This window comes from Kitasatospora sp. NPDC088783 (assembly GCF_044750705.1).
GTDB classification, from domain to species: domain Bacteria; phylum Actinomycetota; class Actinomycetes; order Streptomycetales; family Streptomycetaceae; genus Kitasatospora; species Kitasatospora fiedleri.
On sequence record NZ_JBIVKJ010000002.1, the window covers coordinates 269,344 to 281,023 of the forward strand.

General features: G+C 76.3%; 9 protein-coding genes. 4 read left to right on the plus strand and 5 right to left on the minus strand.

All coding sequences use genetic code 11. The annotated features are described in order from the left end of the window. Positions 1-71: 71 nt before the first annotated feature. The 3 genes from ACIP60_RS05630 to ACIP60_RS05640 all read left to right on the plus strand — a co-directional run bounded on the left by ACIP60_RS05630 (position 72) and on the right by ACIP60_RS05640 (position 4,923). A complete protein-coding gene (locus tag ACIP60_RS05630) occupies positions 72-2,090 on the plus strand; it encodes a glycoside hydrolase family 32 protein (RefSeq protein WP_400680366.1) in 2,019 nt (672 codons plus the stop codon). Positions 2,091-2,195: 105 nt separating this feature from the next. Continuing rightward, on the plus strand, positions 2,196-3,110 hold the full coding sequence (locus tag ACIP60_RS05635; RefSeq protein ID WP_400680367.1) for a carbohydrate kinase: 915 nt from the start codon (positions 2,196-2,198) through the stop codon (positions 3,108-3,110). A gap of 94 nt (positions 3,111-3,204) precedes the next feature. Beyond that, a complete protein-coding gene (locus tag ACIP60_RS05640) occupies positions 3,205-4,923 on the plus strand; it encodes a protein kinase (protein WP_400680369.1) in 1,719 nt (572 codons plus the stop codon). A 114-nt stretch (positions 4,924-5,037) separates the two neighbouring features. Here the strand turns inward: ACIP60_RS05640 and ACIP60_RS05645 are convergent, their stop codons facing one another. The 5 genes from ACIP60_RS05645 to ACIP60_RS05665 form a co-directional block, all read right to left on the minus strand. After that, entirely contained in the window at positions 5,038-5,676 is a 639-nt protein-coding gene (locus ACIP60_RS05645) for a phosphatase PAP2 family protein (RefSeq protein WP_400680372.1), read from the minus strand. A gap of 382 nt (positions 5,677-6,058) precedes the next feature. Next, positions 6,059-6,733 (minus strand): response regulator, encoded by a 675-nt coding sequence (locus ACIP60_RS05650; protein WP_400680374.1) that lies wholly within the window; start codon positions 6,731-6,733, stop codon positions 6,059-6,061. Beyond that, positions 6,730-8,115, minus strand: a complete 1,386-nt coding sequence (locus ACIP60_RS05655; protein WP_400680377.1) for a sensor histidine kinase — start codon at positions 8,113-8,115, stop codon at positions 6,730-6,732. The genes ACIP60_RS05650 and ACIP60_RS05655 overlap by 4 nt, the downstream gene beginning before the upstream one ends. 256 nt (positions 8,116-8,371) lie before the next feature. Then, positions 8,372-9,220 carry an ABC transporter permease gene (locus ACIP60_RS05660; RefSeq protein ID WP_400680380.1) on the minus strand — a complete coding sequence of 283 codons (849 nt, stop codon included), beginning with the start codon at positions 9,218-9,220 and terminating at the stop codon, positions 8,372-8,374. After that, positions 9,217-10,182: an ABC transporter ATP-binding protein gene (locus ACIP60_RS05665; protein WP_400680381.1), complete on the minus strand. Its 966-nt coding sequence runs from the start codon at positions 10,180-10,182 to the stop codon at positions 9,217-9,219. Before ACIP60_RS05665 ends, ACIP60_RS05660 begins: the two co-directional genes overlap by 4 nt. Before the next feature lie 425 nt (positions 10,183-10,607). Here ACIP60_RS05665 and ACIP60_RS05670 point away from each other — a divergent pair, with 425 nt between their 5' ends. Continuing rightward, a complete protein-coding gene (locus tag ACIP60_RS05670) occupies positions 10,608-11,570 on the plus strand; it encodes an LLM class F420-dependent oxidoreductase (protein WP_400680383.1) in 963 nt (320 codons plus the stop codon). Positions 11,571-11,680 lie beyond the last annotated feature (110 nt).

An 11,680-nucleotide genomic window follows, 5' to 3' on the forward strand; every position in this document is an offset into this window, starting at 1 on the left:
CACCCGGCCGGGACCGACCTCCCGGCCGGGCCGAACCTCCCCCACCCACCCGGACACCACAGGAGTCGAGCATGACCCCACGCTCCTCGCTCCACCGGCCCGGCCGCGCCCTGCGCCTCGGCCTCGCCGCCCTCCTCGGCCTCGCCCTGACCGCCGCGGCCGCCGTCGCCCCCGGCCCGGCCGCCCCCACGGCGGCCCGGGCCGCGGACAGCCGCCGCGCCGTCTACCACTTCACCGTGCCCGACCACTGGAAGAACGACCCGCAGCGGCCGCTCTGGTTCGACGGCGCCTTCCACTCCTACTACCTCTACAACGCCGACTACGGGCAGGCCGTCGGCACCGCCTGGCGGCAGGCCACCAGCACCGACAACGTGGCCTTCCACGACCAGGGCGTCGCCGCGCCGAAGAAGACCAACGCCAACTACGACCTGTGGTCCGGCTCCACCGTCGTCGACACCGGCAACACCGCCGGGTTCGGCGCCGGAGCCGTGGTCATGATGGTCACCCAGATGGACCACCCCACCCCCGCCCAGATCGCCGACGCCTCCGGCCCGCAGGCCCAGTTCCTCTGGTACTCCACCGACGGCGGACGCAACTTCCGCCCCTACGGCGACGCCCCGGTCATCCCCAACGGCGGCCGCAAGGACTTCCGCGACCCCAAGCTGGTCTGGGACGCCGACCGCCACCGCTGGGTCGCGCTGCTCGCCGAGGGCACCGCGATCAGCTTCTGGACCTCGCCCGACCTGAAGAACTGGACCCGGGCGTCCCAGTACACCAACACCGGCCTGGGCACCCTCGAATGCCCCGACCTGTTCCCCCTGCGCGCCGACGACGGCACCGTGCACTGGGTGCTGGGAGCCAGTGCCAACGGCTACCTCACCGGCGACCCCAACACCTACGCCTACTGGACCGGCAGCTTCGACGGCACCGCCTTCACCCCCGACCGCGCCGCCCCGCAGTGGCTCGACCACGGCTTCGACTGGTACGCCGGCGTCACCTGGGAGGACCCCGCCGCCCCGCTCGACCACCGCTACGCCACCGCCTGGCTCAACAACTGGACCTACCCCCACACCACCCCGACCTGGGCCTCCGACGGCTTCAACGGCACCGACGCGATCACCCGGCAGCTCAGCCTCAAGCACGACGCCGACGGCTACGCGCTGACCTCCCGCCCCACCCCCGCCCTCGACCTGCACGCCGCGAGGACCACCGCCCTGGGCACCGTCCAGGTGAACGGGACGACCACCCTGCCCTACCACGGCACCGCCTACCGCCTGGACGCCGACGTCAGCTGGAGCGCCCTGGACAACGTCGGCGTCCAACTGCGGGTCTCCGCCGACGGCACCCGGCACGCCGACGCCGGGATCTTCCACGACTTCAGCTACCTGAACCGCGGCCGGACCGGCAACCCCTCGGCCGACGGCACCCACCTGGAGTCCCACGCCCCGTGGGACCCGGCGCGGACCAGCGCCCACCTGACCGTCCTGGTCGACCGCACCAGCGTCGAGTACTTCGTCGACGACGGCCGCCACGTCCACTCCGACGAGGTCTTCGCCGACCCCGCCGACGACGGGCTGAAGCTCTTCACCAGCGGCGGCGCGGCCACCTTCGCCAACCTCACCGTCACCGAGTACCAGGACCTCGCCCAGCGCCCGGCCCGGCCGCTCGCCGACTTCGAGGGCGGCGCCTACGCCCCCGGCTGGAGCGGCACCGGCGACCTGGCCGGCACCGCCCCGACCGTCGAACAGCTCCCCGGCTCGGTCGGGACCGCCGTGCTCGACACCTTCGCCGGCCGCGACACCGCCACCGGCACCCTCACCTCGCCCGCCTTCACCATCGACCGCGCCCACCTGCACCTGCTCGTGGCCGGCGGCGCCCACCCGCTCGGCACGCCCGGCGCGACCAGCGTCAACCTGCTGGTCGACGGGCAGCCGGTGCGCACCGCCACCGGCGACGACAGCGGTACCCTGCGGCCCGTCGACTGGGACCTGACCGACCTCCAGGGCCGCACCGCCCGGCTCCAGGTCCTCGACGACGCCACCGGCGCCTGGGGACACCTGATGGTCGACCAGGTCGTCCTCAGCGACTGACCCCGCGACCGACCCCCGCGGCGGCGCGCCCGACCCGCGGCGCGCCGCCGCACCCCGTCCCGCCCTCCCGTCCCGCCAACCCCGACACAGGAGCAGCCGAGCACCATGGCAGAGCCCACCCCCGCGGACGTCGACCTCCTCGTCATCGGCGAGTGCGTCGCCGACATCGTCCGCACCCCCGGCCTCCCCGACCGGCCGCACCCCGGCGGCAGCCCCGCCAACGTCGCCTACGGACTCGCCAGGCTCGGCCGCCGCACCGCGCTGCTCACCCAGCTCGGCGAGGACCCGTACGGCGAACTGATCCGCGCCCACCTGGAGGCCGCCGGCGTCACCGTCCTGACCGACGGCCAGGACGTCCCGACACCCACCGCGATCGTCACACTCGATCCCACCGGCAGCGCCTCCTACGAGTTCGCGATCGACTGGACCCTGGCCCCGACCCCGACGCCCCGCACCCGGCACGTCCACCTCGGCTCCCTCGCCTCCGTGCAGGAACCCGGCGCGGCAGTCGCCCGTCGCCTGCTCCGCGAAGCGCGCGCCGCCGGGGCCACCGTCTCGTACGACCCCAACGTCCGCCCCGGCCTGGTCGGCGAGAGGGCGGCCGCCGTCGCCGCCGTCGAACACTGCGTCGTGCTCAGCGACCTGGTCAAGGCCAGCGACGAGGACCTCGCCTTCCTCTACCCCGGCGTCCCCGTCCGCGACAGCGCCGCCCGCTGGCTCACCCTCGGGCCCGCGGTCGTCATCGTCACCCGGGGCGGCGACGGCGCCTTCGCCCTCACCGCCGACGGCGAGGTCCGCACCGACGCCCCGCGGACCACCGTCGTGGACACCGTCGGCGCCGGAGACTCCTTCATGTCCGCGCTCCTCGCCACCCTCGACACCCCCCGCCCCTCCCTCGACGCCCTGACCACCGCCCTCCGCACGGCCGCCGCGGCCGCCGCGATCACCGTCTCCCGCGCCGGAGCCAATCCCCCCACCGCCGCCGAACTCGCCGCCCCGGACGGCGGCCCGCACGGGTGAGGCGCCGGTGCGCCCGGGCCCGAGGTCGCCCTCGCCCCCGCCGCCGGGCAGGGGCGTTCGAGGACCGTCCGCCCCAGCCCCTACGATGTGCGCCATGACGACAGCCGGGCCGGGCGGCCAACTGATCGACGGCCGCTTCGAGTTGCTGGCGCGGCTCGGCGGCGGCGGAATGGGCCTGGTCTGGCGGGCCAGGGACACCATGCTGCAGCGCGAGGTCGCGCTCAAGGAGGTCCGCCCGCCGGACCCGGCGATGCTCGCCGCCGACCCCGCCGCCGCCCACGAACTGCGCGAACGCGTGCTGCGCGAGGCCCAGGCGCTGGCCCGGCTCCAGCACCCCAACGTGGTGACCATCCACCACATCGTCGACAACGCCGAACTCGCCCACCCCTGGCTGGTGATGGAACTCGTCACCGGCGGCTCCCTGCACGACCGGATCACCCGCGGCCCGCTCTCCCCGCCGGAGGCCGCCCGGATCGGCCGCGGCCTGCTCGCCGCGCTCACCGCCGCCCACGCGGCCGGCATCCAGCACCGCGACGTCAAACCGGGCAACGTCCTGCTGCGCACCGACGGCACCCCCGTCCTCACCGACTTCGGCATCGCGGCGCTCAGCGAGTCCACCAGCCTCACCGCCACCGGCGCGCTGATCGGCTCGCCCGAGTACATCGCCCCCGAACGCATCCGCGGCCACGAGGGCGACCCCGCCTCCGACCTCTGGTCGCTCGGCATGACGCTGTACGTCGCCGTCGAGGGCCACCACCCGCTGCGCCGCGCCAACAGCATCGCCACCCTCGCCGCCGTCCTCGACCAGCCCCTCCCGCCACCGGTGCGCTCCGGCCCGCTCGGCCCCACCCTCACCGCGCTGCTCGCCCGCGACCCCGCCGACCGGCCCGACGCCGCCCGCCTCGACCGGCTCTTCGCCGCCGCCGAACAGGGCATCGACGGCACCCTCGGCGGCAGCCCGGCCTTCTCCCCGACCGAGACCAACTCCCCGCCGCCGTACCGCCCCACCGGGACGCCCACCCCGCCGCCGTACGCCCCCACCGAGGCCAACTCCCTCCCGCACGCGCCCACCGGGACGGCGCCCGCGCCCCGCCGCCGCCGACGCACCAGACCGGTGCTGACGGCCGTGCTGGCCGCCGCCGTCGCGGCCGGGCTCCTGGGGTGGTCGTTCCAGCAGGGGTGGTTCGACTCCGCGAAGCCCGGCGGCACCGACTCCGCCGCGAAGGCCCCCGCCACCGCCCTCGGCACCCCCGGTACCTCGGGCACCCCCGGGGCCGCGCCCACCACCGCCTCCCCGTCCGCCACCGCGCCGTCCGCCACCGCCCCGTCCGGCGCGCCGTCCGCCGCCGACCCCGGCCCCGCCGCCGACCCCGGCACCGGCCTGCTCACCCCGGACGGGGTCCGCGGCCTGGTCGAGAAGATCCGCGCGGCCACCGGCAGCACCACCGTCATCGACATGTCGATCTATCCGGAGTACGCCAGTGCCAAGGTGCTGACCAAGGACAACCCCAAGCACTACGACGACGTCAGCTACCGCAACGGCAAGATCACCAGTGAGCCCGGCGGCACGGTCATCCCGGGCGAGGACCCCGCCGACCTCACCAAGATCGACTGGAACCAGATCCCGACCGTCCTGGCCACCGCCAAGACCAAACTCGGCGTCCCCACTCCCAAGTCGACCTACATACACGTCGACTACGGCTGGTTCGCCGACGAGATCACCATCCGCTACTACCTCTCCGGCGACTACGACGAGGGCGGCTACCTCACCGCGGGCGCCACCGGCAAGATCCTCAAGGTGGTGAAGTCCTGACCGGGGCCGGCCGTCGGCCTTCGCGACGGACCCGGCCGGCCGGATAGGCCCTGCCGAGGCCGGCGGGCACCGCGCCGTCGCCGGCGGACCTCGACCGGGCGGCTCCGCCCACCGCTACCCGTCCGCCGCCCGCCGGTCCTGCCGGTCCCGCCGCCCGAGCAGCCGCACCCCCAGGGCCAGCCAGCCGGCCGCCAGCAGCCAGCCGCCCAGGACGTCCAGCGGCCAGTGCACGCCCAGGTACACCCGGCTGGTGCCGATCGCGGCGGCGAACAGGGCCGCTCCCGCTGCCGCGCCGCGGGCGGCTCCGGGCCGGGCCCGGGCCAGTGCGACGGCCAGCAGTCCCGCGGACAGGGCGGAGGTGAAGGCGTGCCCGGAGGGGAAGGAGAAACCCGAGGCGTCGAACGCCCAGCCCGTGCGCGGGGGTCGCGGCCGGGCGAAGGCACGCATCAGCCCCTGCCGGAGCAACTGCCCCGCCAGCAGCCACACCAGGGGGGCCAGCAGCACCGCCGTCCGCCGGGCCCCGGCCGGGCGGCGGGTCCGGAGCGACACCGCGCCCGCCGCCAGGGCGAGCAGGTACGGGAGGACGCCGGTGCCCAGCTCGGTGACCGCCACCGCCGCCGACCGCGCCCCGCCCGGCCGGTGCGTAACGCTCCAGCGCACCGCCGCCGCCTCGAACCCGAACGGCGCCCACCCGTGCACCGCGACCACCACCGCCACCAGCGCGAACGCCCCGCCGCAGGCTGCGGCTGCCACCGCCGCCACGGCCGGGCGACGACGCGGGGCCGTGCCGCTCACCTGGACCCGGACCGGCGGTGCGAACGCGGTGGCGCTCCCGCGTCCAGGGGGCTGGCGGTCGGCGGGGCCGAGGAGCGGAACATGGTCGAGGCGCCTTTCCGGAGGGCGGCGGGCGGCACCGTGGCGACCGGCACGGCCCAGGTGTCCTGAACGGATCCTGAAGACCTGACGGCGGCTCGGCACCGCGCCGCGCCGACCCGCCACCCCGGGGACCACCGTCCGGGCCTGGACGCCGGGGCGTGACGGGTGCCCGGCCGCACGGCGGCGGACCGGCTCGCGCGGCCCCGGTGGCGGCCGGCAGGCCGGGGCGCTCGCACCGGCGGGTCGGCGGACCGCCTTGCTAGGAAGGCGGGTTGGGGCGGGTCAGCCCCAGGTCGTAGGCGAAGATCACCGCCTGGACGCGGTCCCGGGCACCGATCTTGGCGAGCACCCGGCCGACGTGCGTCTTCACCGTCGACTCCGAGAGCACCAGCCGCCCGGCGATCTCGCCGTTGGTCCAGCCCCGGCCGACCGCGACCAGGATCTCCCGCTCCCGGCCGGTCAGCGCGGCCAGCCGCGGGTCCTCCTCCACCGGGCCGGGCGGCCGGGCCGGCAGGTGGTGGGCGTACGCGTCGAGCAGCCGGCGGGTGATCGCGGGCGCCACCACCGCGTCGCCCCCGGCCACCGCGCGCACGCCCGCCAGCAGTTCCTCGGGGCGGGCGTCCTTGAGCAGGAAGCCGCTGGCCCCGGCCCGCAGCGCGGCGTGCGCGTACTCGTCCAGGTCGAAGGTGGTCAGCACCAGCACCCGGGAGCGGCCGCCCGCGGCGACGATCAGCCGGGTCGCCTCGATGCCGTCCATGCCGGGCATCCGGATGTCCATCAGGACCACGTCCGGCCGCAGTTCGGCGGCCAGCCGGACCGCCTCCGCGCCGTGCCCGGCCTCCCCGGCCACCGAGGTGTCGGGCTGGCTCTCCAGCAGCATCCGGAAGCCGAAGCGTTGCAGGGGCTGGTCGTCCACGATCAGGACGCTGGTCATGCCGGGCCTCCGGCCGGGTCGAGGACGGGAGGAGAGGGGGAGGAGGGAGGGGCGGGAGGGGCGGGCTTCGTGGGTGGGGGAGCCGGGGCGAGGCCCAGGTCGGTCGCGGGGGTGACGTCCAGGTCGGCGACCACCGACCAGCCCCCGCCCGGGGCCGGGCCCGCCGCGACGGTGCCACCGTACAGCGCGGCCCGCTCCCGCATGCCGGTGACGCCCTGGCCCTCCCCGGGCGGGCCGCCGGGGGAGGGGGCACCGCCCGGCGGGCCGCCGTCGTCGTCGACCCGGACCAGCAGCCGGGCCCCGGCCAGCGAGACCGACACCCGGGCCCGGACCGCCGGGCCCGCGTGCTTGAGCGTGTTGGTCAGCGCCTCCTGGACGATCCGGTAGACCATCAGCTGCACCCCGCGGTCCAGCGACTCCAGCGCGCCCTCGGTGCGGTGGACCACCTCCGGCCCGGCCGCCCGGATCCGCCCGCACAGGTCGGTCAGGTCGGCGATGCCCGGCTGCGGGGCCAGTTCGAGGCCGTCGCCGTGCTCGCGCAGCACGCCCAGCATCCGGCGCAGCTCGCCCAGCGCCTGCCGCCCCGAGTCGCCGATCAGCACCAGCGCCTCCCGGCCGCGCTCGGGCGTGGAACGGGCCGCGTACGCGCCGCCGTCCGCCAGGGTGATGATCACCGACAGGTTGTGGCCGATGATGTCGTGCATCTCCCGTGCCACCCGGGCCCGTTCGGCCGCCGCGGCCAACCGGCTGCGCTGGTCGCGCTCCACCTCCAGCCGGGCCGCCCGCTCGCGCAGGCCCGCGAGCCGCGCCCGGCGCATCCGCACGGCGATGCCCAGTGCGACGGCCGCCGTCACCGCCGTGGTCAGGAAGAACAGCACGTCCCACACCGGCACCGCCGGGGACATCCGCACCGCCACCGCCACCGCCCCCACCGCGCTGGCCGCGCACGCCCAGGCCAGGGTCCGCAGCCGTCCGTGCAGGGCCAGCGCGTACAGCGCCAGCAGCAGCGCCGCGTCCGCCCGCTGCGCCGCGCCCAGCGACCACTGCACCAGGAACACCGCGCCCACCACGGCGAACGCCGCCCCCGGCCGGCGGCGGCGCCACAGCAGCGGCAGCAGCAGCGCGGCCTGGAAGGCCAGGGCGGCGGGCAGCGGCAGGTGGGTGAAGACCACGCGGTGCCCGCGCGGACCCTCCCCGTCCCCGTCGCCGTCGGCGTGCAGCAGTTCCGGCACGCCGAGCAGCAGGAACGCCCAGGCCACCACGGCAACGTCCAACAGCCACGGCCACCGCCCGTCCAGCCCGCGCAGGCGCTGGCCGACCCGGGCCAGGCGGTCCAGGAAGGGGTGGCCGGGCGCGGTGTCGGCACCACCCGGATCGGACACGGGAGACCCCCAGGGTGGTCGGACGGCGGTGCGCCACGGCACCCCGGGAGTCGCTCGCCGGGGCACCGTGGCAGGTCGGTAGGTCGGTAGGTCGTCAGTGGATCAGTAGGTCGCTACGTCGGTGGGCCAGTAGGTCGACAGGTCGACAGCTCGACAGGTCAGTCTGCCAGGCGTCGGACGCTCGGCCCGCACGCCCTCGGCCCGCACGCGCACGGCCCCCGGACGTCCGACCCCCGGACGTCCGGCCGCCGCGCGTTCACGCGTCGCGCCGCACCAGCCGTACCGCCGCGCCCGCCAGTGCCGCCGCCGTCCACAGGGCGAAGACGGCCAGCCCGGCGCCCGGCGACAGGGTGGCCTGGTCGTGCTGGAGGGCGAAGACCGCCTGGCCCGCGTTGCTCGGCAGGTAGGGGCTGATGTGGTCGTGCCACGAGCTGGGCAGCAGTTGGACCAGGCCGGGCACCAGCATCAGCGAGGCGACCAGCACCGAGATGCCGCCCGCGATCGAGCGCAGCAGCACGCCCAGCGCCACGCCGATCACGCCCACCAGGCCCAGGTACAGCCCCGCGCCGAACAGGCCGCGCAGCACGCCCGGGTCCGAGAAGGTCAGTGCGGCCCGGGTGCCGGACAGGATGCCGCTGCCGATCGCGAAGGCCGCGAACACCCCGGCGGTGGCCAGGACCAGCGCCACCGCCCCGAACACCGCGGCCTTCGCCCAGAGCACCGGCAGCCGGCGCGGCACCGCGGCCAGGGTCGAGCGGATCATGCCGGTCGAGTACTCGCCCGCCGCGATCAGCACGCCCAGCACGCCCAGGGCGAGCTGGGCGAAGTTGGTGCCGAACAGCGAGAGGGTGAGCGCGTTCGCGTCGGCGAAGTCGCGGTCCATCGGACGGCCCGAGTCCAGCCGGGACTTGAACTGGAAGGCCGCGATCAGGCCGAACGCCACCAGGAAGAACAGCCCCAGGCCCAGGGTGATCCAGGTGGAGCGCAGCGACCAGGTCTTCGCCCACTCCGAGCGCAGCACCCGGACGCCGGTGACCCGGTACGGGGGGCGGGCGGGGCGCTCGGCGGCGGGCGACGGGGCGGGGGACGGGGCGATGGCGCTCACGCGGCGCTCCTGGAGTCGACGGCGGTGGTGGCGGTGGCGGTGGCAGCGCCACCGGTGGTGGTGCCGTGGTACTCCACGGCGTCCCGGGTCAGGTCCATGAACGCCTGTTCCAGCGAGACCGTCCGGGTGGCCAACTCGTACAGCGCGATGCCGTGTTCGGCCGCGACGGTGCCGATCCGGCGGGCGGTCAGGCCGGTCACCTCCAGCTCCTCGTCACCGGCCCGGCCGGTGATCTCCACGCCGGGGCCGGTGAGCAGTTCGCGCAGCTTCGCCGGGTCGGCGGAGGCGACGGTGACCCGGTCGCCGCCGGCCTGCCGGACGAGGTCCTGCACGGTGGTGTCGGCCAGCAGGCGGCCCCGGCCGACCACGATCAGGTGGTCGGCCACCAGGGCGACCTCGCTCATCAGGTGCGAGGAGACGAAGACGGTGCGGCCCTCGGCGGCCAGGCCGGTGAGCAGGTTGCGGATCCACAGCACGCCCTCCGGGTCGAGGCCGTTGACCGGCTCGTCCAGCATCACCGTGGCCGGGTCGCCGAGCAGCGCCGCCGCGATGCCCAGCCGCTGCCCCATGCCGAGCGAGAACGCCCCGGCCCGCTTCCCGGCCACCGACTCCAGGCCGGTCAGCCCGATCACCTCCTCGACCCGGGCGCGCGGGATGCCGTGGGTGTGGGCCAGCGCCCGCAGGTGGTGGAACGCGGAGCGGCCCGGGTGGATCGACCTGGCCTCCAGCAGCGCGCCGACCTCCTGCAGCGGCGCGGCGTGCTCGGCGTAGCGGCGCCCGTTGACCCGCACCGAGCCGCTGGTCGGCGCGTCCAGCCCGACGATCATCCGCATGGTGGTGGACTTCCCGGCGCCGTTCGGACCCAGGAACCCGGTCACGCTGCCCGGACGCACGGTGAAGTCGAGCCCGTCGACCGCGGTCTTCTCCCCGTAACGCTTCGTCAGCTGCTGCGCCTCGATCATCCGGTCCGCTCCCTCGCCGATCCCGGGCCGGGCCGTCCCGACCCGCCTCCTGCCGCCACGCTAGGCCCCGGCCGGGCCCGGACGGCGGCACCTGGGGACGATCATTCGGCCGCGGGTGGTACCGCGGTACCACCTCCGGCCCCGAAGGCCGGTCCCAGGGCGGCGACCAGACGCCGGATCAGTCCGGCCGCCGCCCCGCGCGCCCGCGTCGTCCTCGCGGCCCTCGCCGCCGTCCCTGGTCGCCGCCGTCCGCCGCTGAGCCGACCCGCGCCTGCTGCGCGACCTGTTGCGTCCGCCCGGCTGAATCCGCCCGCCCGAACGGCTGGCCCGCGCCCCCGCGCGCATGCGGCCCGGCCCGCCGGGTACACGCGCCAGCCGCAAGAGCACAGAAGCACGAGGGCCTGACAGCCACAGGAGGAGCACCCATGCGCATCGGATACACCTTGATGACGGAGCAGCGCGCCCCGCAGGACCTGGTCGCCGACGCGGTGCGCGCCGAGCGGGCCGGGTTCGACTTCGCGGTGATCTCCGACCACTACTCCCCGTGGCTGGACGAGCAGGGCCACGCGCCCTACGCCTGGGCGGTGCTGGGCGCGGTCGCCCAGGCCACCGACGCGCTGCCGCTGATGACGTACGTGACCTGCCCGACCGTCCGGTACCACCCGGCGGTGGTGGCGCAGAAGGCCGCCACCGTGCAGCTGCTCTCCGGCGGGCGGTTCCGGCTCGGGCTGGGCAGCGGCGAGAACCTGAACGAGCACGTGGTGGGCCGGGGCTGGCCGCCCGTCGCGGTGCGCCAGGAGATGCTGGCGGAGGCCGTGGAGATCATCCGGGCGCTGTTCGCGGGCGGGTACGTGACGCACCACGGCAAGCACTTCCAGGTCGACGGCGCCAAGCTGTGGGACCTGCCCGGCCAGCCGCCGCCGATCGGCGTCGCGGTCTCCGGGCCGGTCTCCTGCGCGACGGCCGGGCGGCTCGCCGACCTGGTGATCGCCGTCCAGCCGGAACGGGAGCTGCTCACCGCGTTCGCCGAGGCCGGCGGCGCGGGCAAGCCCTCGGTCGGCCAGGTGCCGGTCTGCTTCGACCGGGACCGGGACGCCGCCGTCGCCCGCGCGCACGCCGAGTTCCGCTGGTTCGGCGGCGGCTGGAAGGTCAACGCGGACCTCCCCGGCACCGCCGGTTTCGCCGCCGCCAGCCAGTACGTCCGGCCCGAGGACGTGGCCGGGTCCATCCCGTGCGGCGACCGCGTGGAGGACTTCCTCGACGCGGTCCGCCCGTACGCGGAGGCCGGGTTCGACGAGCTCGCGCTGATCCAGGTCGGCGGCGACAGCCAGCCCGCGTTCCTCGACTGGGCCGAGCACGAGCTGCTGCCCGCGCTGCGCGCCGCCTGACCCGGAGCCGTGGCGCCCGGCGGGGCGCCCCCGCGGGCGCGGCGGGGGGGCGGCGCGGGGCCGGGGGGGCCAGCCCCCTGGTCGCGCCGGCCCCCGGCTGCGGGGACCAA